The sequence below is a fragment of the Peribacillus sp. P4_B1 genome, assembly GCF_056402395.1.
The window spans coordinates 1-25,607 of the sequence record NZ_JBFUHM010000009.1; the positions used below are offsets into that span (position 1 = coordinate 1).

Below are 25,607 nucleotides of genomic sequence, written 5' to 3' on the forward strand. Positions count from 1 at the left end.
ATCAAAAGTGATGCACAAATAGCGAATTGGGTAAAGAAAGTGCAAAATAATGAGCCTTTTGAAGACCAACGTGGTGTATGGAACCGTAAGAATTTTACTAGTGTAGAAGAAGAAAATGCTTATCTGAAAGCGCAGGTGGACTATTTAAAAAAGCGCAATCCAAATCTACATGGGAAGGAATGGTCCTGAAAGCCGAAAGGTTTCAAGTGATTGATGAATTGAGGAAAACACACCCACTCGCGTGGCTAATAAAAATCGGTGAAGTTTCAAGAGCTGGCTATTATAAATGGCGGAAGACTCAGTCTAAACGGTCTCTGAGACTTGAGAAAAACCTATGGATAAAAGAACATATATTAGCTATTCATAAGATACATCCGTACTACGGATATAAGCGGATGACTCGAGCTTTATTCAGAGAGGGAATCGTTGTCAATCATAAGTGTGTTCGTCGCTTGATGAGAGAATTAGGGGTTACATCTGTTATTCGAAAGAAACGTCCTTTCTATGGTCGAAGAGGATCCGTTGTATTTAAGAATGTTTTAAACCGTGAGTTCTATGCAGAGTCMATGTTTCAAAAGTTAGTAACAGATATAACCTATGTGCGGATTGGAAACACATTTGCCTACTTATCTGCCGTTTTAGATTTGTATAATAATGAAATTGTGGCATGGGAAGTTTCTTCTCGAAACGACCTTGAATTGGTTCATAATACGTTGAATCAGTTAAGGGACAAGTCATTMGAAAAGGGGGCCCTTCTTCACTCCGATCAAGGATTCCAATATACGACGAAATCATACGAAAGACAGGTAAAAGAACTCGGTCTTCAAGGAAGCCACTCTCGTCGWGGCAATTGTCATGATAACGCTTGTATAGAAAGTTTCTTCTCGCATTTAAAAACAGAGAAGTTATATTTGGTATGTCCAAAAACAGCAGAGGAAGCTTATGTAGCTATTCAGGAGTATATAGACTTCTACAATACGGATCGCTTCCAGGAAAAATTTAACGGCCTTTCCCCGATTGAATATCGAGAAAAGGCCGCAGCTTGAAATACTCTTTTTTTATTGTCTACTTGACAGGGTTATGTGCAGAATACCTTGATCTCCTTTCTCTTTTTAATATTTAATAATGAAGCCAGCTTATAAAGGGTCTTTCATTCCAGTGTTAGCTGTAACCAATATTTCGTCGAATTTTTTGGCATCAGCTTTCTTGCTTGACATCAGGGTTCCGACGATGGCTGCGATAAAACCAATTGGGATGGAGACTATGCCTGGATTGGCAAGTGGGAATAATGGTTCCCCTACGAATATTGCGGCTCCCTCTACCGGCGACCAGACATTGGGACTTAGGAAAACAAGTAATAAAGAACTGACCAGCCCCACTATCATACCCGTGACAGCCCCAGCTGTGTTAAAACGTTTCCAGAATACCGTGAAGATAATGATTGGCAGATTGGCACTAGCAGCGACGGCAAAGGCAAGTGACACAAGGAAAGCGACATTCATGTTTTGGGCAAATAAAGCAAGGATGATGGAGAGGATGGATACTCCGATCGATGCCCAACGAGCTGCAACGACCTGTTCTTTGTCAGTAGCCTGACCTTTTCGGATGATGTGGCCATAAAAGTCATGGGCAAAAGCAGAGGCTGCAGATAAAACGAGACCTGCTACAACCGCTAAAATGGTAGCGAAAGCAACTGCAGACACAAAGGCGAACAGGAAGTCACCTCCTATGGCTTCGGCAAGCAGCGGGGCAGCCATATTGCCAGCGGCATTCGCGGCTATGATTTTGTCGTATCCAACAAAAGCTGCTGCTCCAAAGCCAAGGAAAATGGTCATTATATAAAAGATGCCAATGATCCAAGTGGCATATACTACGGACTTACGGGCTGTGATGGCGTCTTTTACCGTAAAGAAACGGATGAGAATGTGAGGAAGTCCAGCAGTACCGAGTACAAGCGCCAAATTAAGGGATAAAGTATCCAATGGATCCTTGAATTTGTTACCCGGGTTGAGGAAATCGCCGCCTAAAGGGGTGGCTGTTTTCATTTGCTTGAACATCTCGATCACGCTAAAGTCGAATTTCGCCAACACGATAATAGAGATGATGAATGTACCTGCCATCAATAAAATCGCCTTTACGATTTGGACCCAACTGGTGGCCGTCATACCGCCGAATACGACGTAGACGGTCATTAAAATACCTACAATGATGACGGAGTATAGATAATCAATTCCAAGTAAGAGTTTTATAAGGGCACCTGCACCGACTAGTTGGGCAATCATATAAAAGGTTGAAATGGAAATGGTGTTAAGGGCAGCGACCCCGCGTACTTTCTTTTCATTGAAACGGGCAGCGATCATGTCCGCAAGTGTATACTTACCAAGGTTACGGAGCGGTTCGGCCACGATATAAAGAACGACCAGATAAGCAACCAGAAAACCTATACTATAGAAAAAGCCATCAAATCCAGAGAGTGCGACCATCCCAGCTATTCCTAAAAAAGAGGCGGCGGACATATAATCACCCGCAATGGCCCAGCCATTCTGCCAGCCAGTCAGGCTGCTGTCCGCCGTATAAAAGTCCGCGGTCGTTTTGGTGCGCCGTGAAGCAAAATAGGTAATGACTAATGTAAGCCCGACAATGATTAAAAATAATATGAAAGCAAGTATATTCATTGTAAATTCACCTTTATCCTTTCGCTTCTTTAACGATTTTTTCAACTATTTGGTCAAAAGCCGCAGCTTTTTTGGAATAGAGGATGCATAAGGTCCAGGTCATGATAAATTGAGCGAAGGCAAAAACCCAGGCCCAACTGATAGCCCCGAAGGCATAAGAGTTAAGAACTTTAGAATAGGAAGTCAGTATGGGTAAGGTGAAATAAAAGACCATGAAAAAGATGGATAGTGGGACGATGAAATTGCGTTTTTTCCTTAGGAGCTCTTGAAAAGATTGTGATTGGACGATCTTAGTGTAGTCCGTGGAAGCGCTTACCTCGGTTTTCTTAGCTATTGAATCGTTTGATGCCAAGTTGGTTCCCCCTTCATTGAATATTATTTTGGTTTTGATTACCAATTTTTCTGATAACAGTATCAGTATATATTTTTCAGAATATATTGTAAATTTAAAACCTTGAAATAAACCTTTTTTCGTTCGACATAGTGTAATTATTAATGAGAGTAAAGGCTGACATAAATGTACGACCATGAAATCAAATCCGACCATTAAGGAAAAGTTAAGCTTACTTCACGATACTGGTTTCGGAGGCGGGATGCCAAACGGTGGGGGAGGTCAGTAATATGGCGAACCCCATCATAAAAATCAGGGACATGTCTAAATCGTATGAATTAGGCGGAGATACGGTTAAGGCACTTCAAAATGTATGCCTTACAATCAATAAAGGAGATTTCATTTCTATCATCGGACCTTCTGGATCGGGGAAATCGACGTTCATGAATATGATTGGCTGTCTTGACAAGCCTGATACAGGTGAATTTCTTCTTGATGGAAAAGAAGTGGAAAAGATGAAGGATAATGAGTTAGCTGCCATTCGTAACATTAAAATAGGATTTATCTTCCAAAACTTCAATCTGTTGGCAAAACTGACAGCGTTGGAGAATGTGGAACTTCCCCTGGTTTATAGAGGGGCAAGTGTGAAGGAAAGAAGAGAAGTGTCCAATGCATGCCTTGATATGGTGGGCCTGAGTGACCGGAAGAATCACTTGCCGACTCAACTTTCGGGTGGGCAGCAGCAAAGGGTTGCAATTGCTAGGGCGCTTGCAGGCAACCCTCCCGTTTTATTGGCGGATGAGCCGACAGGGGCTCTTGATAGTAAAACAAGTAAAGAAGTGCTGCAAATGCTGAAAGATTTAAACGAAAAGGGACAAACAATCATTCTTATAACGCATGACTTTGAAGTGGCAAGAGAAGCAACTCGTGTCTTACGGATACAGGATGGTCAGCTATTTGAAAACGGAGGTGATTCGATTGAACTTGGGCGAATCAATGAAGATGGCTATACGCAGTATCAAAACCAATAAAGTCCGTGCATTTTTGACCATGCTCGGGATCATTATTGGAGTTGCCTCTGTAATCGTTCTGGTTTCGATTGGGCAGGGTTCCTCACAGTCCGTTCAGGACGAGATCAATAGCTTGGGAACGAACCTGTTAACGGTAAGTGTCACGGATACCGACTCCGTGAAGCTGACGGATGACACAATTGAACAGTTTAAAGATCTGGACGGGATATCGGAAGTTGCACCTGTGGTCACCGGACGAGTTTATGCTAAAAACGGAGAAGCTTCGACACAGGTCTCAATGGTCGGTACAACTTCATCCTACTTAACAGTGAGGGATCTAAAGCTTAGTCAAGGTCGTTTTTTGACGGATATGGAAACGGAATTACGCTCTAAGGTGGTTGTCTTGGGGTCAGATACAGCCGACGCGCTTTTTGAAAATCAAAAAGCGGTGGACCAAAGCGTTCTTATCGGAGGTGTTTCCTATCGAGTGATCGGTGTTTTGAAATCAGCAGGCACCTCAATGGGCGGGGATGATGTAATCATTGCACCGATCACTGCTGCAGAACGGGCTACAGGCAGCACGACAATCGGAACGGTATATTTAAAAGCGGAGAACGAGAATATCTTAGATAGGGCGATGTACCGGGTACAAGGTACGATGACCACATCATTTCCAGGTCAGAGTGATAACTATTCGGTGTCCAATCAAGAAAATCTGATGGATACAATGAGCTCTGTGTCGGATACGTTCACTCTCATGCTTGGCGGTATTGCGAGTATTTCGTTACTTGTAGGCGGAATTGGAATTATGAATATCATGCTGGTCTCCGTCTCAGAAAGGACGAAGGAAATCGGGATTAGAAAGGCAATTGGGGCAAATCGAAAATCCATTCTTCTTCAGTTTTTAATTGAAGCGATGGTCTTGAGCTGCTTAGGGGGACTGTTGGGAGTTGGAATTGGATTGGGGATCGCGAAATCGGTTTCAGTTTTTTCAAGTTTAACGATTAGTTATTCATGGTCGGTGACACTGTTCGCCTTCTTATTCTCCATTTTAATCGGTATAATCTTTGGTGTTTTCCCTGCCAATAAGGCATCCAAATTAAATCCAATCCAAGCACTGCGTCACGAATGAACATACAATTTGAGAGAAAGCCGGCGATTAAAAGCCCGCTTTCTTTTGCCTATGAAAAAGGATAAAATCAACATATATCATAATTGAAATGGTTAGGAGGCACCCTGGATGAAGGTTTTGGTGGTAGAAGATAATGTTTCATTATTAGAATCGATCAGGCAAATCCTGACTGATGAATATGAAGTAGATACAGCGGAAAATGGGGAAGATGGACTATTCATGGCCCTGCAAAGTATCTACGATATCATCATTTTGGATGTAATGCTTCCGGGAATTGATGGATTTGGAATCGTACGGAAAATCAGGGAAGCAAAGATAGATACAAGCGTCTTGTTTTTGACGGCAAAAGATGCGCTTGAGGACCGTGTCAGAGGCTTGGAGATGGGTGGCGATGATTATTTGGTCAAGCCATTTCAGGCACCGGAACTTAAGGCCAGGATTCGTGCCCTGCTTCGAAGGAGTGGCATTATATCGCTTGCGCAGCATGTGAAATACCGTGGAATTGAACTGTTGGAAAAAGAAAAGGATATTTTGGTTGATGGAAAGATCATTAAAATGACCTTGAAGCAGTTTGAAATACTGGAGTATCTAATTCAAAATAATGGGAAAATATTGACCCGTGAGCAGATTTTTGACCGCATTTGGGGATTTGATTCAGATACGACGATTGCCATTGTTGAAGTGTACATCCATCATTTAAGAAAAAAGTTGGAACCTTTCAATTATCATAAGGATATTCAAACGGTTCGGGGTATTGGTTATATGCTAAAACAACCATAAGGGGATCATTATGTTCCAAAAAACACGGCTTCAACTAACATTATTGAATTCTATCGTCTTTATTGTCTTAATAGCCATATTAAGCAGAACGATTTATTTCTATACGGAAGATCAGATCTATAGGGATGTCAATGATTCACTTGAAAAGGATCACAGGGATTTCAATAATGGGGGCATGCCAGGCGGACGTCCGCAAGGTGAGTTTCTATTAGGTCCGGGGCCAAGCGTCATCGTTTGGGGACCGGATGATACGATTATTGAGCCAAGACTGAGCGAAGACAATTTCTTTAAGGTTAATGAATCGAAATTTTATCCTAAAAAATTTGATGAGATTGAAGAAATATCTGTAAATGGACCGACGTATCGTGCGCTTTCCACCAAGGTCAATACGGAATATGGAGAGATGACCGTACAATTCATCAGGAATGTGGATACAGAAAAAGAAATGCTCGATCGCTTGCTGCTCATATTGTTTGTTGGTGGGGGAATTGGAAGTTTGGTGGCGGTCGGCGCAGGCTATCTTCTTGCAGGACGGGCCCTTATACCAGTCAAGAAATCCTGGGATCAGCAGCAGCAGTTCGTCTCGGATGCTTCGCATGAAATTCGAACGCCACTTGCTGTCATTCAATCGCGGGCTGATTTGCTATTTCAATCACCGAACGCGACAATCGAGGAAAAAGCCGTTGATATATCGATCATTTCGAAAGAAGTCCGACGATTGAATAAACTTGTTAACGGACTTTTGACCTTGACTAGAACGGATTCGAATCAAATAGAGGTTAAGAAATCGAACTTTTTCCTTGATGACTTACTGATGGACATAGTTGAACAGTATACTGATATAGCTTCTTTTCAAGAAAAATCAATAATTAGCCATGCCCCCGAACAGGTGGTATTTCATGGGGATAAAGAGAGAATTCATCAGCTATTGGTGATTTTGGTAGATAATGCCATGAAGTTCACGGAGGAGGGCGGGGAGATTTCCCTTTCCTGCATCAAGAATGCTTCATCCATCATTCTTTCTGTAGAGGATAATGGAGAAGGCATCCCACAGGAAGAAATCCCCTTGATTTTTAACCGTTTTTATCAAGTGGAGCAATCCCGTTCAGCAAATGAAGGCTCCGGTTTAGGCCTATCCATTGCCCAATGGATTGTTAACACACATCAAGGGACGATCAAGGTTACTAGTGAACAAAATGAACGAACCCGTTTTGAAATCACTTTTCCGAGAAATCAAAAGAAAAGTTAATGATGCCATCCAATCGCTTGACCATTCATGGGTTCGTTGCCGCTGCCGTTCACATACATCATTTAATGTCCAAAAAAACTGAAGTCTAAAAAGCAATCCTTATAGAAACATGTTTCAAGGCAAGCTATGGGATACTATAAGAGAAGGTTCCTTTTCAAGGGAACCTTCAGTTTGTCGACAAAAGGGGTTCGGAATAGGCAAACTATTTTGTCCCTTCATCTTTCACATAGTAACCACTCTCAGGATCTGTTGTACTTTCTTTAATCTGTTTGGTTTCTTCCTTATAAAATTTATCTGGTGGAAAAGGTTTCTTTCCATGGTTTTCACGATCTTGATTTATTTCCTCTTGAAGACGTTCTTGAAACGCTCGTGTATTCGTTGATTCCACTCATGTGAAAGCCAGTGCAAATAAGCAAAAGTTCACAAAGAAAGTCATGCTCAGCACTTATTTAACTTTCTTTCGGAAGCTGTCATTAAGATGCGATAGAAAATCTGTTCAAACAGGTCAGTATCTTTAAAGTGTCGCTCGTAATTTTTCCCGAACGTTGAGAAGGGAGGCACTTTATCAATGATGTTTCGAAAGCATCGTCATCACCTCAAGTTTTATCCTATTTTAAAACAAAAAAGACTGTAGGCAAAAGTGAACTGCCCCGTAAATGTTAGTTTGGTGTCTAACATTTACGGGGCAGTTCAACTCGATTTTCATCGAGTTTGTCTACAGTTGGAAGGTTCCTTTTCAAGGGAACCTTCTTTTTATTTCAGGAAAAAACCATTATTGTAATCAATTGCCATTTTAAAAAGTGAGATAACAATTGCACTTGAAAAAATATTAGTTTAATATAAACTTCTAGAGAGGTACGTACAAGTATTTTGGATAAAAGAGAAAACGTTTGCATAAAATTTTTGAGGGTACCCTACTAATAATGCACGATCATTAAATTCACCTTAGTGGAGGCAGAATATGAAATTTCTGATAGCAATTTTAGGACTGCTTATTGTTTTTGGACTAGCTATTTTAGTGAGTAGTGACCGCAAGAAAGTTAAAATTAAACCAATCATACTGATGGTGATCATTCAGCTTATTTTAACTTATTTATTATTAAATACGAAGTTCGGTTTAGTGATCATCAATTCGATTGCCAATGGTTTCGGAAAACTTTTGGAATGGGCAAATGAAGGGGTCACCTTTGTATTTGGCGGGATTGTAAACAAAGGAGCATCACCCTTCTTTTTAAATGTCCTTCTACCTATCGTATTCATCTCAGCATTAATCGGGATTTTACAGCACTTCAAGATCCTTCCCTTCATCATGAAGTGGATTGGATTCCTGCTGAGTAAGGTGAATGGAATGGGTAAATTGGAATCTTACAATGCTGTCGCATCAGCAATAGTCGGCCAATCCGAGGTTTTCATCACCTTGAAAAAACAACTCGGTGCCATTCCTCCATCACGCATGTATACGCTTTGTGCGTCAGCCATGTCAACCGTATCAATGTCGATAGTCGGTGCTTATATGACCATGATTGAACCAAAGTATGTTGTGACGGCTATTGTTATTAACATGTTTGGTGGATTTATCATTGCATCCATTATTAACCCTTATACGGTAACGGATGAAGATGATATTCTCCCAGTTGAAGTAGGCGCAGAGAAGCAGTCTTTCTTCGAAATGCTTGGGGAATATATCATGGATGGATTTAAGGTTGCTATCACTGTTGCAGCGATGCTAATTGGTTTCGTGGCATTAATTGCAGGAATCAACAGTTTATTCGATATGATCCTCGGCATCAGCTTCCAAGAAATCCTGGGGTATATCTTTGCACCGTTTGCCTTTATCATGGGTGTACCGATTTCAGAAACCGTTACTGCAGGCGGAATCATGGCGACGAAGCTAGTGACGAATGAATTCGTTGCCATGCTGAGCTTAGGGGATGCATCATCGGCATTGAGCGATAGGACGATAGGGATCGTTTCGGTTTTCTTGGTTTCATTCGCTAATTTTTCATCTATTGGAATCATTGCTGGTGCGGTCAAAGGCCTGCATGAAAAACAGGGAAATGTTGTGGCTCGTTTCGGCTTGAAGCTGCTATACGGTGCGACTCTTGTCAGCATCCTATCAGCGATCATCGTAAGTGTAATACTTTAAGAAACCATAATGTTCAGTTTAATGATATGCAAGTGGATTTAACATAAGAGGTACTTGGGTTTACTCCTAAGTGCCTCTTTTTTATCTGTTCAGCAAAGATAAAGAAATCTATTGTTTTGAATTTGAAGGTATTTGGCTTGCTGGTATATAATACATGAAATCACTAGCCATGAAAGGGGAGTTGAGGATGACGATGAATGAGAAAGAAACAGCTATCTTTGCAGGAGGCTGTTTTTGGTGCATGGTTGCTCCCTTTGATGAAATGGATGGAATCATTAGCGTGACATCGGGTTATACGGGCGGTAGTTTTACCGCGCCTAGTTACAAACAAGTGATTACCGGTTCGACTGATCATGTCGAAGCGGTTCAAGTGGAATTCGATCCATCAATCATTTCCTATAAAGCGTTATTAGAGATATTTTGGCACCAAATCGATCCAACGGATGACGGTGGCCAGTTCTCGGATAGGGGAGGGCAATACAAGGCAGCCATTTTCTATCTTAATGAACGTCAGAAACAGGAAGCAGAGCAATCCAAGGAAGCTTTAATGATGAGCGGACGGTTTAAGAAACCTATCGTTACGGGTATTTTACCCTCGGGGAAATTTTACGCAGCAGAGGAATACCATCAAGAATTCTATCGGAAAAATCAATTTCGCTATGCATTGTATCGTAAGGGCTCGGGACGGGATGCTTTCATTAAGGAAAATTGGCCTAAGGATAATGCGCGTCTTAGGAAGACCTTAACCGAGCGTCAGTTCCATGTAACCCAGGAAAATGGCACGGAGCCTCCTTTCGATAATGCTTATTGGGACCACTTTGAAGAAGGCATTTATGTGGATGTCGTTTCTGGGGAGCCCCTATTCAGTTCACGTGATAAGTATGATAGCGGTTGTGGGTGGCCGAGTTTCAAGAAGCCTATCATGTCGGCAAGTGTCAATGAAAAAATGGATCTCAGCCACCGAATGACCCGGACCGAGGTGCGCAGCAGGGACGCCGATTCGCACCTCGGACATGTTTTTCCTGACGGCCCCAATCCTAAAGGCACGAGATATTGCATAAACTCTGCGGCCCTTCGATTCATTCCTAGAAGTGAAATGGAGAGAGAGGGATATGCAGACTTATTATTACTTTTTAAAATGAACTAACTAGTTGTAGGGGAACACAGCTGGATAAAGTGGATGAAAATTTATATCGATGCAACCTTGATAACTCTTCTATGTTGGATCCATCTATTCAGCAGATTCCAATGTGGAAATTGAGAAGCTTCTAGGGGACAGAATGCATTGACCATCAAGAACTTATTCATCAATTTATCGGGAGTTTCCCTTTTAGACACGATGGTTGCCCATCAGATTTTTCAATTGATAAGTACCCTGCCTGTTGGGCATTGAATCGACCATTTCCGGTATTCGTCCTGATGTAGCCCAGACATCGATTCAGTTAGGACTTGATTTTAGTCAAGTTTCGACACATAGTACTCTTAAACAGGCCCTTTCCAAGCAAGGCATCAAACTTTACGAGAGAAAATGATATAAGGGTGCAGAGAATGAAAAGAACCAGATCCCGCTAGGAATCTGGTTCTTTTCAGTGACTCTATAACTTGAAGGAACTTTTCAAACCAACAATTTGGTTGAAGACCAATTGGCCGGGCGAAGTGAGTTTTGAATCAACATTGTAATACCCATGCCTGAAGAATTGGAATTTATCCTGAGGCTTAACATCTTTCATGTTAGGCTCGACAAAGCCTTGTAAAACTTCTACGGAATCAGGGTTTACCCGCTCCAAGAATGATTTTTCTTCTTCATCTGCATTTTCCTTATCCAATATTAAAGGCTGATAGTTGCGGAATTCTGCTGAAACGGCCTGTGTAGCTTCGACCCAGTGCAATGTACCTTTAACTTTACGGCCAGTGAAGCCAGATCCGCTTTTCGTTTCAATGTCGTATGTGCAGCGAAGCTCAATGACGTTACCGTCTTCGTCTTTTATCACTTCTTCACATTTAATGAAATAAGCATGTTTTAAACGGACTTCATTGCCCGGGAAAAGACGGAAATACTTTTTCGGCGGGTTTTCCATGAAATCGTCCTGTTCGATATAGATTTCACGTGAAAATGGGATTTGCCGTGTGCCCATTTCCGGAACTTCCGGATTGACCTCAGCATCAAGCCATTCAATCTCACCTTCCGGGTAGTTGGTGATGACCACTTTAAGCGGATTTAGAATAGCCATGGTTCGCGGAGCCTTCAGCTTTAAGTCTTCCCTCACGAAATGATCGAGCATTTGAGAGTCTACAACCCCGCTTGTTTTTGCGACACCTATCTCTTGGCAAAATGCACGAATCGCTTCGGGTGTATACCCGCGTCTTCGTAATCCCGAAACGGTAGGCATCCGTGGGTCGTCCCAGCCGTCCACGAAGCTCTCATCCACGAGCTGCTTCAGTTTTCGCTTGCTCATTACTGTATTAGTCAGGTTAAGACGGCCAAATTCATATTGTTTTGGTTTGCTGTCCATTTCACAATTTTCAACGATCCAGTCATAAAGGGGGCGTTGATCTTCGAACTCAAGCGTACAAATGGAGTGGGTGACTCCCTCGATAGCATCTTCAATAGGGTGGGCAAAGGCATACATCGGATAGATGCACCATTTGTTGCCGGTATTATGGTGTTCGGTATGGGAGATACGGTATATAACGGGATCGCGCAGGTTAATGTTAGGTGAGCTCATATCGATTTTTGCACGCAATACTTTTGCACCGTTCCCGAATTCGCCGCTGCGCATCTTTTCAAATAGTTCAAGGTTTTCCTCTACGGTTCTATTGCGGTAGGGGCTATCTTTCCCTGGCTCGGTCAGCGTTCCGCGATATTCACGGATTTGGTCGGCATTAAGGTCGTCCACATATGCCATTCCTTTATTGATGAGCAGCACAGCTCTCTTATACATTTCATCAAAATAGTCGGAAGCGAAGAAAAGGTTATCCCAGTCGTAGCCGAGCCATTTTACATCTTCCTTAATGGAGTTGACATACTCGATATCTTCTTTCAATGGATTCGTATCATCGAAACGAAGGTTTGTTTTCCCATTGAAATCATCAGCCACCCCAAAATTCAAAATAATTGATTTGGCGTGCCCGATATGTAAATATCCATTAGGCTCAGGAGGGAAGCGGGTGATGACATGATCATGTTTTCCGGACTCTAGATCATCTTTTATAATATTTTTAATAAAATTCGAAGAGTTATTTTCCAACTGAATTCGACCTCTTTCATTTATATACTTCTTTTAATTTTACCTGTATATATACCATAAATACAGATATTTTTCCATGTTCGAGCCGGAATCAGGGTTTTGGGATATGTTCTGAAACAATTCATCAAGTATATATTTTGTACAGTCAGATTGAAAATATCCCTGAAATTTCAATCATATAAATGAAGAACTAGCTAACTGGCAAATAAAGAAAAAAATGAACGGGCTTTACATGCAAAATAAGCAATACAGGAATTCACGCCTGTACTGCTTATAATGATGTCCGGGCTCAAGGCCGGATTATCGGCAGTGAAGGAGGAATTCTTCCCGCCAAATCAAAAGACTGTCGTTTGCAGGAATTCTTTTGTACGCTCTTCTTTTGGATTGGTGAAGAATTCTTTTGGCGGGCCGCTTTCGACAACCCGTCCATTATGCATGAAGACAATCCAATCCCCAACTTCACGTGCAAAGCTCATTTCATGTGTAACGACTACCATTGTCATCCCTTCCAAGGCAAGTTCCTTCATCGTAGCAAGAACCTCCCCGACAAGTTCGGGATCCAGAGCGGAGGTGGGCTCATCAAAGAGCAGGATATCAGGTTTCATGGCAAGGGCGCGGGCTATGGCAACACGCTGTTTCTGCCCGCCTGAGAGCTTGCTTGGATAAACATCCGCTTTATCTGATAAACCGACTTTGGCAAGCAATGCTTTTGCTTCTTCAATAGCCTGGGCCTTAGGGATCTTTTTGACGTGAGTCGGTGCTTCGATGACATTTTCAAGTACGGTCATATGCGGGAAGAGATAGAAATGCTGAAAAACCATTCCGACTTTCTCGCGGATTTTATTAATATCATGTGTACCAGGTTTGATTTCCGTTCCTTCAATAAGGATTTGCCCGCTGTCCTTCTTCTCCAAATAATTCAAGCAGCGGAGAAGTGTGCTTTTTCCGGAACCGCTTGGTCCGATCAGACAGACAACATCGCTATCCAGCACCTTCATATCGATATCTTTGAGTACATGTAGGTTTCCATAAGATTTATTTAAATTCCTAATGCGAATCATTTCTTTTTGTTCCATTTCAATTCCCCCTATCGATCACTAATGGACAGTTTCTTTTCGAATAAATTGACGATAATGGTCAGGAATGCCACTAGAATCAAGTAGTAGACCGCTACAATCAATAAATAAGTCATTTCATCGAAATTATTGGAACCTAACGTAGTGGCTACGTTAAACAGCTCATTCATGGATATGAAGGCTGCCAGTGATGAATCCTTCAGACCGATGATGAATTGGTTGCCTAGCGGCGGCAATGCACGACGGAAGGCTTGAGGTAAGATGATTCTTCTTAATGTGAGCGAATTGCTCATGCCAAGGGAGCGTCCGGCCTCCATTTGGCCTTTGTCGATGGATTGGATCGTACCACGTAAAATTTCAGAGATATAAGCTCCATTATGGAAGGCCAGGGCAAGTGACGCCGCCCAGAAGTCTGGTAGTAAGAAGAGATTGCTGATACCGAAATAGAGTATGAAAATCTGTACGATAAGCGGTGTACCCCGTACCAGGAATACATATGTATCTGAAATCCATGCAAGAATTTTTATATTTGATATTTTTAAAAGTGCAAATAACAGCCCAATGATGATTCCCACCAATATGGAGACTACCGTCAGTTCCAATGTTAGGAGCATGGCTCGGATGAATACGTCCGAGGAGCTAAATAATGTATCAAAAAAATGTGAGAAACTTGGCAATGTAATGACTCCCTTTCTAACAATCTTTATTCAGGCTTAGTTGTGATATCCTCACCAAAGTACTTTTTACTGATTTTCGCAAGAGTTCCATCTTCCCGGAGGTTTTCAAGTGCTTCGTTGATGCGTGCAAGCAGCTGTGGATTGTCGTTAGGCAGTACGATGGCCTGCTCGCTTCGTTCTATCAATTGTCGTCCTTTGATGTCGAAACCTTCCTTGGTCGCTTCCTTGCCGGTTACAAAGTCGGTGATGACGGCATCATGACGTCCTCCGCTCAATGCTTTCAGGGCGGTGATATCACTATCATAGGTTTTTACATTGGTTGTATACTTTTCGGCTGTGGTTGCGTAAGTGGAGCCTTTAGAAGCCGCAACTTCCTTTCCCTTTAAATCTTCGACCGTTTTAATATCGCTATCTGAGCGGACGAAAATTTGAGGACCTGAGTAGTAATAAGGGGTGGAGAAGGCAACATGTTTACTTCGTTGTTCATTAATTGTATGACTGGCAACCGCGGCATCTGCCCGACCAGTTTTGACACCTTCTACTATACCTTTGAATTTTATCCGTTTAGGTACTGGCTCCAGGCCGAGTTCTTTGGCTATTGCATCGCCAACTTCAATATCGAATCCTGTTACGGTCATGTCATCATTGACATAACTGAATGGCTTGAATTCGCCTGAGGCAGCGAATACAAACTGTTCCTTATTGATCAGCTTACTCCCATCCTCTAGCTGGTCTTTTTCAGCACAGCCGGACAGAAGACCAAGAATAACCAGAATGGATAGCATGAATGTAACTGATGATTTCATGATAATTTCATTTCCCCCTTTGAAAAAACTAATAGAATGGTCTATACCCTTATGAGGTAGTGAAATAACCTCATTCACTAGGGAAAATAAAACTGAAATAAAAAAAGGTGCCCAGATCATGCTGACATTTCATTCATGAATCCCTTCACTATGCACTTCTTAAAGGTTCTCGGCCATTGCCTTCATTTCCTCCTAAATTACCGGTAATTTCCTGAAAAAATGACAATAATTATTTAATAGGGTAAGAGATTTCGACTAGATTCAACTCTAGAAATGAATATAAAACAATTCAGGATGATGGTTTAATCTCTATCGAAAGAGAAAAATGGTTGAAAACCGTTTCTATTGAAATGAAAGGAAATGAGATAAAACTGTGGGGATAACGAAAAAAGCTTCGTATTGTCTGCCAACAAAATCCTGAATTTGTTGACTGACTTTAATTTTGCCTATGAAGTGAAGTATAATATAGCAAAATAGAAGAAGGGCAGTTGGGAAAATGGTAAGCAACTTTGTGCAAGATCAATTACAGGAATTTCGCGAAAAAAATCAAGATAGAGGCCGCTTAATTATAAAATGTCCGGACCAGCCAGGAATTGTTTCAACAGTTACAGCCTTTCTTAAAGAATATGATGCAAATATTGTTGAATTGAGCCAGTATTCGATGAATCCTGAGGGCGGTACCTTTTTCACCAGAATTGAATTCGATTGTCCAGGATTAAAGGATAAGGCAAAGGATATGCAACTTGCATTTCAGGAAGTTTCGACAACATTTTCAATGCAATGGACATTTAACCATGTGAGTGATTTGAAGAGGACGGCAATCTTCGTTTCCAAGGAACCGCATTGTCTTCTGGAATTGCTATGGGAATGGCAAAGCGGGGATTTATTAGCTGATATTGCGCTAGTCATAAGTAATCATGAAGATACCAGGCAAATTGTCGAATCGATGGGCATCCCTTTTTATTATATTCCTGCAAATAAGGATATACGTAAGGAAGTTGAGACAAAACAGCTTGGGCTTTTGGAAGAGTTCAATGTGGACCTAATTGTATTAGCTAGGTATATGCAGATATTGACGCCGGATTTCGTAGCTGCCCATCCAAACAAAATCATCAATATACATCATTCATTTTTACCTGCCTTCATTGGTGCCCGGCCTTATGAAAGAGCTTATGATAGAGGTGTTAAGCTGATTGGGGCGACTTCCCATTATGTGACGAATGATTTGGATGAAGGTCCAATCATCGAGCAGGATATTGAACGTGTGGACCATCGCGATTCAGCAGGGGATATGAAGAAAATCGGTCGTTCAGCTGAACGCAGAGTGCTGGCCCGTGCAGTTAAATGGCATTTGGAGGACCGCGTCCTCGTTCATGAAAATAAAACGGTAGTCTTTTAAAGTGAAGATCCCCCTTGGTTTGCCAAGGGGGTTTTTAGCATGGATTGGATAATGAAATGTTTAATATGTGTACACCACCCTGACTGAGGCGGTGATATTCAATTCTCCAGGCTGGATTGGGGTGGATGCCATTTTTGAAAAGGTGCTCGTTTGGAAATGGATTGGCGTCGTGGTTTCTGATACTTCGTCAACTTGATTAGGGATTGGATTCAATGAGATTCCTATTGTTCGAGCCATGGAGAGTGCCTTTTCGTATGCCTTTTTTAAAGCGAGCGAAAGTGCCCGGTTATAATATGCTTCTGGATTGGATAAGGAAAAGCGGATGCTTGTGATCGAATTGGCACCGCTTCTGACTGCCGTGTCGATAATGCTGCCTATTTTTTCGATGTCTGTCATTTGGGCTTGGATCATGTGCTGGACTTTATAGTTCTTGAACAATTCCTTTCCGTCGATATAATCATATTGTGGATCGATTCTATAATCACTCGTTTTCAATTGCTCTTCGGGTATGCCAGCGGATTTAAGTGATGCGATGACATTCGCGATTGCTTGGGAATTGGCCTGCTGGGCCTTTTGCGGGTCCTTATCCTCTGTTATGACTCCAAGGGTGATTATGGCTTGATCCGGGGCAGCAGATAGCGTCTCTGAGCCGGAAACTCTTAATGTATGTTCATCATTGCGGTAATAATCCCTATCGGGGGCATTATATTCTTGATTCATGTTGACACCAGCCTTTTTAATGAGATCTCAACCCTATTGTACGAAGTATGAACGGGAAACATGATTGAAATATCTCCATCTTTATCGATACCGTCGAAAAACCCATAAAAAATTTCTATAATATCTTCAAGCTTAAGATATACAAAAAAAACACTCGGCCTGGACCGAGTGCGCTTTACTTATGAATGACTTGAACCCTGCCAACCTGGCCATCAGTCAATCTTACTTTAATTCCATGAGGGTGACTGCTGGAGTTGGTTAAAATATCCTTTACTGTTCCGCTTGTCAGTTTTCCGCTGCGTTGATCTGCTTTAAGTATAATGTCCACAGAGGCACCAGGGGTAATGTCTTTCCGATTTTTACCGTTCATGTTCAATTCAATCCTTTTCAGAGTTATTTGCAATCATTCAATCATGCATAACTTCAGTATAAGGAAAACGGCGAACCCAGTCGACTATTACTAACATTGTCCATTAGCGTATTTTTTTCAATGGTTCGACGGCAGGACCATTTAATACTTCCCCGGTTATAGAGTAACGGGAAGAATGGCATGGGCAGTCCCAGGTACGGTCGCCGCTGTTCCATGCAACCTCACACCCCATATGGGTACATGTGGAATCGACAATATGCAGCTGACCATCATGATCTCGGTAGCACCCAGCCTTGTCTCCATTGACCTTCACGATTGCCCCTTCATCAATGCCTAAGTCTTCTGGCGTTTTAAGAATGGTGGCCAATTTGCCTTTTATCAAATGTTTCGCTACATCAGCATTAAGTTGAACTATATTCTTCATATTCTTCAAGCCTTTTAAACGGGAAGGGGCATACAATTCTGCATACCGGTTATCCCTTTGCAAAATATGGTCAGTCAAGATTTTAGCGGCAATCGATCCATTCGTCATACCCCATTTTGCATAACCCGTTGCAATTTGAACGTTTTGATGATTGGATGTCACTGGACCGACGAAGGGGATATTATCCGGTGACATAATATCTTGTGCCGACCAGCGATATGGAATATCCGTAACATCGAAATATTGGGAACTGAAGTCCTTTAAGGCCTCATAATGCTCGATAGTCGAGATTCCCTGGCCTGTTTTATGGCCTTCCCCGCCGACAAGTATAAGTTTTTCCCCATTTTCCAATTCCGTATAGCGAAGGGATCGGGTAGGGTTGTCTGCACTGTAATACATCCCACCTGGATATTCCTGATCAGTCTTAATTCCAAGTACATAGGACCTTTTTACATAAACACGGGCAAAGTATAAGCCCGTTTCATCATTGAAAGGGAAGTGGGAGGCAGCGATTACCTGATTGCTTTTGATTGTATATCCAGTATCGGTTTGAACGGTCGGTGGGTCGCCGTCTTCAATCTTCATGGCCGTTGTCCGTTCATAGATTGTCCCTCCAGCTTCAAGAATCTTGGAGATGAGGACAGTTAAATATTTTAACGGATGGAACTGTGCTTGATCTTTCATTATCACTGCAGCTTTACAAGGAATGGAGAAAGGGATACTCTCTGCATAATCCCCCCGAATGCCAAGCTTTTGATAGGCTTTCAGTTCATTTTGGACTTTGCTTTTATATTCATCGGTGTTCGCGTAAACATAGGCATCCTGTGCAGTCAAATTACATTCAATGGAATGTTCTTCTACCAAGTCTTTGATTAATTTCATTCCATCTGCATTCGCTTCATAATAGAGTTTGGCCTTCTCTTCTCCATGTTCGTTGATCAACTGGTCGTAAATCAGGCCATGCTGGGCTGTTATTTTTGCTGTAGTGTGTCCGGTTGTTCCAGTAAGGATTTCGCCTGCCTCAATCAGTGTGACTTTAATGCCTTGTTTAGCCAATAGATAAGCTGAAGTGATTCCAGTTATTCCGCCACCTACTATTAAAACATCAGTTGTTATATCTTTATCTAGTTTAGAAAACGAAGGGAAAGTTAACGCACTGCGCCAATAGGGTTCCGGAAATTGAGGAAGGTTTGTATTTTTATCAGTCATTTGAATACCTCCATACAGTTCATTAGTGAATCGTCCATTTATTACCATACCCAAATCCGCTATTTATACCCCTATTTTTTGTAAGAGAAAGATTCAGAAAAATACATTATTTGGTTTGTTTACAAATACGTATACATGTAAACAAAAATAGATTTGTTGTACACAAATATGTATTCATGTTTACAATTGTGTACACATGGCTATATATAAGGTGTATACATATTTTTTTCTATTGAAAACAATTCGACAAATATAGTTACAACTAATGAAGGAATGACTATCGGGATAACTTTTTGAGCTTCCAGAATCGTGGGGAGGAGGGCCGTCAAATATCTTAAAGGGGCGAAACTGTGCTTGGATCATAGAAGATTTACAAGCAGAAAGGCATTTCTTCTGCATAATCCTCGCGAATGGCTAGTTTCGATAGGCTTTTAGTTCTTTTTGAATTTTACTTTTATATTCATCAGTATTCGCGTGAATATAGGCATCCTGTGCAGTCAAATTACATTCAATGGAATGTAATTCTACCAAGTCTTTGATTAATTTCATTCCATCTGCATTCGCTTCATAATAGAGTTTGGCCTTCTCTTCTCCATGTTCGGTGATCAACTGGTCGTAAATCAGTCCATGCTGTGGTGTGTCCCGTCCCGTTGTTCCATTAAGGATTTCGCCAGCATCAATCAGTGTAACTTTAATACCTTGTTTAGCTGAGTAATCCCTGTAATTCCGCTGCCTGCAATTAAGACGTCAGCGGTTATATCTGTATCTAGTTTAGAAAAAGAAGGGAAAGTTAACGGACTGCGCCAATAAGGTTCCCAAATTTGGAGGTTTCTGTATTTTTCTCAATCATTGAATACCTCTGTACAGTTCATTAATGAATCGCCCATTTATTACCACAACCAAATTCACTATTTATACGCTTATTTTTGTAGGGGGAAAGATCAATTAAAAATACAATATAAGGTTTGTGTACAAAAACGTATACGTGTAAACAAAAAAAGATGCATCGTGTACAATTACGTATACCTGTGTGCAAATGCGTACACATAGCTATATATAAGGTGTATACATATTTGTTCCTATTGTAAACAATTTGAAAACAATTCGACAAATCTAGCTATTACTAATGAAGGATTGACTATCGTGGAAACCTTTTCTATCCTTAAAGGGAATGCTTCACTATTTTTTTTCTATAAAAAAGGGGATGTTTTTTAGATGAGTTCTAGAATCGCAGCAGTAGACGTAGGAAATGATGCTATCAAAGCTATTTTTGGAAAGCTAGAGTCTGAACTATATATACCGAATGTCATTGCAAAAGACATAGAGGACCGTCCGGTCATTGGGATTGAGGAACTTAATGAAAAAAACCCATTGGAAGGGATTCATATTAGGGTCCATTCACCGGCTCTGCAAGACAATAATGCGATTTATCGCGTTGGGAACTTGGCGACAAAAAGTGATAATCCTACAGAACTGGATTTAGGAAGCAGTAAATCGGAAGAAGATCAAACATTAGTCATGCTTTTTGCGGCTCTTGCATTAGACGCTGCCAAGTTGGGAGACAACGATACATTCAAAAAAGTGAATAATGTTGTGGAAGCCAACTATACGCTTGGAACAGGGTTGCCACTTCGGGAGGTTAAAGAAGGGAAAGACGTCGGGTACCGCTCGAAATTACTTGGTTCAGTCCACCAGGTGGAATTTTTAATTACTCCTAAATACCAAGGCATGAAGGTTAATATCAAATTCGATGAAGTGAAAGTCTATCCAGAAGGCTTCGCTGCATACATAAATTTGGTCATGGATAAAGATTTGAATATCATTAACCGTGAATTAATAGATAGAAGAATACTCATTCAGGATATCGGTGGATTATCGACAGATATCGCGGTCATTAAAAACCGTAAAGTTGACGATGACAAAGCTCAAGGATTCAATTTGGGAGTAGCTGAAGCCCTTGAATCGATTCGTGAAGAAATCAGGAAGAAACATGGTGTCGAGCTGGATAGCAGACGCGACGTCGTTGAAATCATCACGAAGAAAAATGATCGCAATCATATTATGGTTCGCGGAAGCCGGACTAGTGTCCATGATATCGTTGACCGTATTTTGGGAGAACTGGCCAAAAAGCAATATCGCCACCTGCGCAATGTATGGCAAAAAAATTCCCAAACGGAAATCTGCTATTTTGTAGGCGGGGGATCAATTGTCCTGAAAGATTACTTGAAAACATTGAATCAAAATTTCGATGGCTACAATATAGACTTTTTCGAAGATGAGCGGGAAAGCGTTTGGATGATGGCAAACGCCTATTATAAATTGATTTCGGATTTTAAACGCCGGAATGCAAAGGAACAGAATCAGTCCCAGCAAAAGAAGAAAGAACAAAGAACGGGTTCCATTAAATAGGTGAGAGAATGAAAAAAACAGCTTCTTCTGAAATTAAAAGAGGGCAAGCCATCACTTTTCGTATCCCTTCGGATGTATCAGACTATACGTTAAGACAGCTGCAGAAATTGAAGGAAACGGAAAGAAGGAATTTTTCCAGTAAAATTGCCGAGTATGTTCTCGATGGAGTCGGGCAATCCACCCATCAGGATCGGGAAATGATTGCCCTGCCCATGCCGAACAAGCTAAGCAAATCTCAGCGTGATTGGCTCAAGCATTCCCACTCAGAAGCTATGCTTGGAACGATTATGTACAACCTTTTATCCGATCCTTTACGCGCTACGGCCTTGCTTGCCTCTTTGAACAGTAATGGATCGAATGAGGAATATATGCAAGTTGAGCTTGAAGAAAAGGAAGTGGATGGGGTCAAGGAAGACTTGCCTAAGAGAGATCTGGATGATTTTGATTGGAGTTTGGAAGAACCCGAACAACAAGTGGAAGAACCCGAACAAGAAGAGGAAAATCTTGATGATCTCCTGGGTGATTTTCTTGATCAAATGAACCAGTAATATATAGGAGGATATCTGACGAAAAGTTGGATATCCTTCTTTTTATTGGAGAGCTGGTTAAAAAAAGAGGAACCACAGGGGGTTCCTCTTGAAATGATCAAGCTAGGAAAATCAGTTGATAGAGGAATAGAATAGCAAACACGTACACGAACGGATGCACTTCACGGAACTTGCCTCTAGCCATTTTTAAAATGGGATAGGCAATGAATCCAAGTGCTATCCCGTTTGCGATGCTTGACGTTAACGGCATGGCGACAATGACCAAAAAGGCTGGGAATGACTCATCAAAGTGTGTCCAGTCAATTTCATTAATGCTCTTGATCATCATACTACCCACGATGATCAAGCTTGGTGACGTGATTGCCGCTACATTTGAAACAGCCCCTATCAGTGGACTGAAGAAGGCAGTTATTAAGAAAAGGATGGCCACAACTAACGCGGTTAAGCCTGTCTTGCCGCCTGCTCCTACCCCAGCTGAAGATTCAACTGAGGCTGCTGTCGGGCTTGTACCGAACATGGCACCAACGGTAGTGCCGATGGAGTCTGCAAAAAAAGCACTGCCGGATTTTTCAAGCTTATTATTCTTCAACAATCCGGCTTGGCGAACAATGCCTAATAAAGCACCTGTCGTATCGAATAACATCACAAGTAAAATGGAGAAGACGACGCCATAAAGCCCGTAGTTAATGACATCCGCGATAGATGTGATTGGATTGGCGACTATTATCCCTTCAGGTAATGCAGGAGTGGAAACAAGACCATCCACTTCCAATTGGCCTGTAAAGAAAGCGATTATGGCAGTCACGATCATCCCGATGAATATTGCACCCTGTACATTACGTACGATCAGCACGATCGTAATGACCAGACCAACCAATGTAAGTGCCACACTAGGGTCCCTGAAGCTTCCAAGGGTGACTAGATTGGATTCATGCTGTGTTACGACACCTGACAAGCGAAGTCCGATAAAGGTGATGAAAAGTCCGATTCCGGCACTGATTGCATGCTTTAAGTTATTGGGGATGGCCTCAATCAATTTTGAGCGGAAAGAGGTAAGTGATAAAAGGATAAAGATGATACCGGTAACAAAGACCGCCGAAAAGGCAACTGTGTATGAGATATCATGGGTTCCCAGTACCGAGTATGCAAAATAAGCATTCAATCCCATGGCCGGTGCTATGATAATTGGGTAATTGGCCAAAAGGGCCATGCATAGGGTACCGACTATTATTGCGATTATGGTTGCTGTGAATGCCTGGTCGAAAGGAACTCCGGCATCAGAAAGGATCATTGGGTTTACAACGATGATATAAGCCAGTGTTAAAAAGGTTGTAAGCCCCGCAAGTACTTCGGTCTTAATATTTGAATTCCGTTCTTTTAATTTAAACATGCGGTCACTCCTTTTTTATATAAAAAAAATCCTTGCAAAACTCTACAAGGATAAGCTGCTTACCCTTTTTCAAGTAAGCAGCTTGATAGTATGGATAATAAAACCTTATAAATTATATTAGAAAAATAACTAAAGTACAATAGCATGAAAAATTTTAAGTGACAGGTTTTCTCGAAAATAGATAATGATATACTAACAAATAGCTTAGACTAAGAAAAATGACCTTTAGTGAAGGAAGTGTATCCATTTCCTGAAGTTGGTTTACAAGTCAATAAAATGAAGAAATTCAGAAAGTAGGCAAATACATGACAAAATTCATCGACCTTGGCGTCAGCCCGGCGATTAACATGATATTAAAGCAAATAGGAATATCCAGCCCCACCCCCATACAGGAGAAATCGATACCGGATATCCTTGCTGGAAGAGATGTCATCGCGAAGGCGCAGACGGGAACGGGGAAGACCTTGGCGTTTTTGCTGCCAATCCTGGAAAAAGTCGATCCTGCTGCATCCCACATACAATCCCTGATCGTCACGCCAACCAGAGAATTGGCTTTGCAAATCACAGCCGAATTGAAAAAATTCGCCAATGAAATCGAAGGACTTCAGGTGCTTGCAGTTTATGGCGGACAGGATGTCGAGCAGCAAATGAAAAAGCTGACAAGAAATATTTCTGTGGTGGTTGCCACACCAGGCAGGTTATTAGATCATTTAAGAAGGGGCACCATTGACCTTTCCCAAACTCAAACACTTGTGCTGGATGAAGCTGATCAAATGCTCCATATTGGATTTTTACCAGAAGTGGAAGAAATCATGGGTCAGCTTCCAGAGGAGCGCCAAACGTTGCTCTTTTCAGCGACGATGCCTGAACAAGTGCATCAATTGGCTAAGCGCTACATGAATAAACCATTAACTGCCGCTGTGAAGGCTGAGCAAGTAACGGTCGAGCAAATCAGACAGCTTGTCATCGAAACGACCGATCGTGCCAAACAGTCTTCATTAATTAACATAATTAAAGAAGAACAGCCATACCTGGCGATCATATTTTGCCGTACAAAACGTCGCGTTTCAGTTTTGAATGATGCCCTCAAGGCAGCCGGATTCAATTCTGAAGAACTCCATGGGGACCTTTCACAGGCAAAGCGGGAACGCGTCATGAAAAACTTCAGGGATGCCAAGCTTCAATATTTAGTGGCAACGGACGTTGCTGCACGAGGACTTGATGTAGAAGGTGTGACACATGTATTCAATTATGATGTTCCCGAGGACGCTGAAAGTTACATCCATCGAATTGGCCGTACAGGACGAGCGGGTGAGAATGGCTTGGCTGTAACCTTCATTGCCACGAAGGATCTTCAGCTTTTAAGCGATATAGAAAAAGGGATCTCCATGAAAATCGAAAGAAAGACGATTGAAGGAGTGAAAATGTTCCAACCTGATGAGGTGGGACAAAAAAAGAAACGTTATGATGATAATGCTGAAGTGGGTACCCGCCGACCGCATTCAGGAGGGGGAAGGCGCCATCGGGAACGGATAGATACGAGAGGACCGAATCGAGGCAGTCACCGTTCTGTAAATCAAGCGGACAATCGTGAAATCGAGAGGGAGAAACCACGGGGAGGCCGGATGGAAAACAGCCGCGGACCTAAACGTGAGGATTCACGGGGAGGCCGGATGGAAAACAGCCGCGGACCCAAACGTGAAGATTCACGGGGAGGCCGGATGGAAAACAGCCGCGGACCCAAACGTGAGGATTCACGGGGAGGTCGATCGGAAGACAGCCGTGGACCAAAACGTGAAGATTCACGGGGAGGCCGGATGGAAAACAGCCGCGGACCCAAACGTGAAGATTCACGGGGAGGCCGATCGGGAGACAGCCGTGGACCAAAGCGTGACAATCCACGAGGAGATCACAGAGACAGCCGTAGAGCAAACAGTGCACAAGGGCCAAGTAATCTTAGGGGTGGATCAGGCAGCAGCCCCAATAGAGGGAGAAACCGGTAAAAGGG

The 25,607-nt window shown here is 42.0% G+C and carries 22 protein-coding genes and 2 pseudogenes; 12 read left to right on the top strand and 12 right to left on the bottom strand.

Annotated features, from left to right (window positions below; all coding sequences use genetic code 11):
- Positions 1–1,046 (top strand): IS3 family transposase gene (locus AC1DVK_RS06965; protein ID WP_477626120.1). Its coding sequence is split into 2 segments (ribosomal slippage), with 1,047 coding nucleotides annotated over them: positions 1–145 and positions 145–1,046; the frame shifts between segments, so codons are not numbered across the junction. This gene is flagged as partial in the annotation.
- Between the two features lie 90 nt (positions 1,047–1,136).
- Here the strand turns inward: AC1DVK_RS06965 and AC1DVK_RS06970 are convergent.
- On the bottom strand, positions 1,137–2,675 hold the full coding sequence (locus AC1DVK_RS06970) for a solute symporter family protein (RefSeq protein WP_477626121.1): 1,539 nt from the start codon (positions 2,673–2,675) through the stop codon (positions 1,137–1,139).
- A gap of 13 nt (positions 2,676–2,688) precedes the next feature.
- Complete coding sequence (locus AC1DVK_RS06975) at positions 2,689–3,027, bottom strand: DUF485 domain-containing protein (RefSeq protein ID WP_061465876.1); 339 nt, start codon at positions 3,025–3,027, stop codon at positions 2,689–2,691.
- A 269-nt stretch (positions 3,028–3,296) separates the two neighbouring features.
- Here AC1DVK_RS06975 and AC1DVK_RS06980 point away from each other — a divergent pair, with 269 nt between their 5' ends.
- From AC1DVK_RS06980 to AC1DVK_RS06995, 4 genes are all read left to right on the top strand, one after another.
- On the top strand, positions 3,297–4,037 hold the full coding sequence (locus tag AC1DVK_RS06980; protein WP_477626122.1) for an ABC transporter ATP-binding protein: 741 nt from the start codon (positions 3,297–3,299) through the stop codon (positions 4,035–4,037).
- Entirely contained in the window at positions 3,976–5,148 is a 1,173-nt protein-coding gene (locus tag AC1DVK_RS06985) for an ABC transporter permease (RefSeq protein WP_477626168.1), read from the top strand. The genes AC1DVK_RS06980 and AC1DVK_RS06985 overlap by 62 nt, the downstream gene beginning before the upstream one ends.
- A 108-nt stretch (positions 5,149–5,256) precedes the next feature.
- A complete protein-coding gene (locus AC1DVK_RS06990) occupies positions 5,257–5,928 on the top strand; it encodes a response regulator transcription factor (protein ID WP_477626123.1) in 672 nt (223 codons plus the stop codon).
- Positions 5,929–5,938: 10 nt separating this feature from the next.
- Positions 5,939–7,177, top strand: coding sequence for a sensor histidine kinase (locus AC1DVK_RS06995; protein WP_477626124.1), 1,239 nt, complete (start codon positions 5,939–5,941; stop codon positions 7,175–7,177).
- Between the two features lie 205 nt (positions 7,178–7,382).
- On the opposite strand, the pseudogene AC1DVK_RS07000 reads toward AC1DVK_RS06995, so the two are convergent.
- Positions 7,383–7,550 (bottom strand): annotated as a pseudogene (locus AC1DVK_RS07000) (IS5/IS1182 family transposase); the annotation flags it as partial.
- A 588-nt stretch (positions 7,551–8,138) separates the two neighbouring features.
- Between AC1DVK_RS07000 and AC1DVK_RS07005 the strand changes: the two are divergent.
- From AC1DVK_RS07005 to AC1DVK_RS07015, 3 genes and pseudogenes are all read left to right on the top strand, one after another.
- A complete protein-coding gene (locus tag AC1DVK_RS07005) occupies positions 8,139–9,323 on the top strand; it encodes a NupC/NupG family nucleoside CNT transporter (RefSeq protein WP_477626125.1) in 1,185 nt (394 codons plus the stop codon).
- 187 nt (positions 9,324–9,510) lie between these two features.
- Positions 9,511–10,470: a peptide-methionine (R)-S-oxide reductase MsrB gene (gene msrB / locus AC1DVK_RS07010; protein WP_477626126.1), complete on the top strand. Its 960-nt coding sequence runs from the start codon at positions 9,511–9,513 to the stop codon at positions 10,468–10,470.
- A 144-nt stretch (positions 10,471–10,614) separates the two neighbouring features.
- A pseudogene (locus AC1DVK_RS07015) lies at positions 10,615–10,855 on the top strand (STAS domain-containing protein); the annotation flags it as partial.
- 63 nt (positions 10,856–10,918) lie between these two features.
- Here the strand turns inward: AC1DVK_RS07015 and AC1DVK_RS07020 are convergent.
- The 4 genes from AC1DVK_RS07020 to AC1DVK_RS07035 form a co-directional block, all read right to left on the bottom strand.
- On the bottom strand, positions 10,919–12,571 hold the full coding sequence (locus AC1DVK_RS07020) for a glutamine--tRNA ligase/YqeY domain fusion protein (RefSeq protein WP_477626127.1): 1,653 nt from the start codon (positions 12,569–12,571) through the stop codon (positions 10,919–10,921).
- A 335-nt stretch (positions 12,572–12,906) separates the two neighbouring features.
- On the bottom strand, positions 12,907–13,647 hold the full coding sequence (locus tag AC1DVK_RS07025) for an amino acid ABC transporter ATP-binding protein (protein WP_061465868.1): 741 nt from the start codon (positions 13,645–13,647) through the stop codon (positions 12,907–12,909).
- Between the two features lie 11 nt (positions 13,648–13,658).
- Positions 13,659–14,324 (bottom strand): amino acid ABC transporter permease, encoded by a 666-nt coding sequence (locus AC1DVK_RS07030; protein WP_061465866.1) that lies wholly within the window; start codon positions 14,322–14,324, stop codon positions 13,659–13,661.
- Between the two features lie 26 nt (positions 14,325–14,350).
- Positions 14,351–15,130 carry a transporter substrate-binding domain-containing protein gene (locus AC1DVK_RS07035; RefSeq protein WP_061465865.1) on the bottom strand — a complete coding sequence of 260 codons (780 nt, stop codon included), beginning with the start codon at positions 15,128–15,130 and terminating at the stop codon, positions 14,351–14,353.
- 496 nt (positions 15,131–15,626) lie between these two features.
- On the opposite strand from AC1DVK_RS07035, the gene purU reads away from it, so the two are divergent.
- Positions 15,627–16,529: a formyltetrahydrofolate deformylase gene (gene purU, locus AC1DVK_RS07040; RefSeq protein ID WP_061465863.1), complete on the top strand. Its 903-nt coding sequence runs from the start codon at positions 15,627–15,629 to the stop codon at positions 16,527–16,529.
- 60 nt (positions 16,530–16,589) lie between these two features.
- Here purU and AC1DVK_RS07045 read toward each other — a convergent pair whose 3' ends face one another.
- The 4 genes from AC1DVK_RS07045 to AC1DVK_RS07060 all read right to left on the bottom strand — a co-directional run bounded on the left by AC1DVK_RS07045 (position 16,590) and on the right by AC1DVK_RS07060 (position 19,948).
- A complete protein-coding gene (locus tag AC1DVK_RS07045; RefSeq protein ID WP_477626128.1) occupies positions 16,590–17,249 on the bottom strand; it encodes an SIMPL domain-containing protein in 660 nt (219 codons plus the stop codon).
- Positions 17,250–17,424: 175 nt separating this feature from the next.
- The gene (locus AC1DVK_RS07050; RefSeq protein WP_061465859.1) at positions 17,425–17,619 is read right to left on the bottom strand and encodes a YwbE family protein; all 195 of its coding nucleotides are present in this window, start codon (positions 17,617–17,619) and stop codon (positions 17,425–17,427) included.
- Between the two features lie 103 nt (positions 17,620–17,722).
- Positions 17,723–19,252, bottom strand: a complete 1,530-nt coding sequence (locus AC1DVK_RS07055; RefSeq protein ID WP_477626129.1) for an FAD-dependent oxidoreductase — start codon at positions 19,250–19,252, stop codon at positions 17,723–17,725.
- A gap of 414 nt (positions 19,253–19,666) precedes the next feature.
- Positions 19,667–19,948, bottom strand: a complete 282-nt coding sequence (locus AC1DVK_RS07060) for an FAD-dependent oxidoreductase (RefSeq protein WP_477626169.1) — start codon at positions 19,946–19,948, stop codon at positions 19,667–19,669.
- Between the two features lie 519 nt (positions 19,949–20,467).
- Here AC1DVK_RS07060 and AC1DVK_RS07065 point away from each other — a divergent pair.
- Complete coding sequence (locus AC1DVK_RS07065) at positions 20,468–21,661, top strand: ParM/StbA family protein (RefSeq protein ID WP_284469144.1); 1,194 nt, start codon at positions 20,468–20,470, stop codon at positions 21,659–21,661.
- Between the two features lie 8 nt (positions 21,662–21,669).
- Positions 21,670–22,209 carry a hypothetical protein gene (locus AC1DVK_RS07070; RefSeq protein ID WP_410860668.1) on the top strand — a complete coding sequence of 180 codons (540 nt, stop codon included), beginning with the start codon at positions 21,670–21,672 and terminating at the stop codon, positions 22,207–22,209.
- A 97-nt stretch (positions 22,210–22,306) separates the two neighbouring features.
- Here AC1DVK_RS07070 and AC1DVK_RS07075 read toward each other — a convergent pair whose 3' ends face one another.
- Entirely contained in the window at positions 22,307–23,599 is a 1,293-nt protein-coding gene (locus tag AC1DVK_RS07075; RefSeq protein WP_477626130.1) for an NCS2 family permease, read from the bottom strand.
- Positions 23,600–23,904: 305 nt separating this feature from the next.
- Between AC1DVK_RS07075 and AC1DVK_RS07080 the strand changes: the two genes are divergently transcribed.
- Positions 23,905–25,602 carry a DEAD/DEAH box helicase gene (locus tag AC1DVK_RS07080; RefSeq protein ID WP_477626131.1) on the top strand — a complete coding sequence of 566 codons (1,698 nt, stop codon included), beginning with the start codon at positions 23,905–23,907 and terminating at the stop codon, positions 25,600–25,602.
- Positions 25,603–25,607: the final 5 nt, after the last annotated feature.

Coding starts and splice junctions, on each gene's coding strand:
- AC1DVK_RS06970 (WP_477626121.1), bottom strand. CDS start 2,675: ATGAATATACTTGCTTTCATATTATTTTTAATCATTGTCGGGCTTACA.
- AC1DVK_RS06980 (WP_477626122.1), top strand. CDS start 3,297: ATGGCGAACCCCATCATAAAAATCAGGGACATGTCTAAATCGTATGAA.
- AC1DVK_RS06990 (WP_477626123.1), top strand. CDS start 5,257: ATGAAGGTTTTGGTGGTAGAAGATAATGTTTCATTATTAGAATCGATC.
- AC1DVK_RS06995 (WP_477626124.1), top strand. CDS start 5,939: ATGTTCCAAAAAACACGGCTTCAACTAACATTATTGAATTCTATCGTC.
- AC1DVK_RS07005 (WP_477626125.1), top strand. CDS start 8,139: ATGAAATTTCTGATAGCAATTTTAGGACTGCTTATTGTTTTTGGACTA.
- msrB (WP_477626126.1), top strand. CDS start 9,511: ATGACGATGAATGAGAAAGAAACAGCTATCTTTGCAGGAGGCTGTTTT.
- AC1DVK_RS07025 (WP_061465868.1), bottom strand. CDS start 13,647: ATGGAACAAAAAGAAATGATTCGCATTAGGAATTTAAATAAATCTTAT.
- AC1DVK_RS07035 (WP_061465865.1), bottom strand. CDS start 15,130: ATGAAATCATCAGTTACATTCATGCTATCCATTCTGGTTATTCTTGGT.
- purU (WP_061465863.1), top strand. CDS start 15,627: ATGGTAAGCAACTTTGTGCAAGATCAATTACAGGAATTTCGCGAAAAA.
- AC1DVK_RS07045 (WP_477626128.1), bottom strand. CDS start 17,249: ATGAATCAAGAATATAATGCCCCCGATAGGGATTATTACCGCAATGAT.
- AC1DVK_RS07050 (WP_061465859.1), bottom strand. CDS start 17,619: ATGAACGGTAAAAATCGGAAAGACATTACCCCTGGTGCCTCTGTGGAC.
- AC1DVK_RS07055 (WP_477626129.1), bottom strand. CDS start 19,252: ATGACTGATAAAAATACAAACCTTCCTCAATTTCCGGAACCCTATTGG.
- AC1DVK_RS07065 (WP_284469144.1), top strand. CDS start 20,468: ATGAGTTCTAGAATCGCAGCAGTAGACGTAGGAAATGATGCTATCAAA.
- AC1DVK_RS07070 (WP_410860668.1), top strand. CDS start 21,670: ATGAAAAAAACAGCTTCTTCTGAAATTAAAAGAGGGCAAGCCATCACT.
- AC1DVK_RS07075 (WP_477626130.1), bottom strand. CDS start 23,599: ATGTTTAAATTAAAAGAACGGAATTCAAATATTAAGACCGAAGTACTT.
- AC1DVK_RS07080 (WP_477626131.1), top strand. CDS start 23,905: ATGACAAAATTCATCGACCTTGGCGTCAGCCCGGCGATTAACATGATA.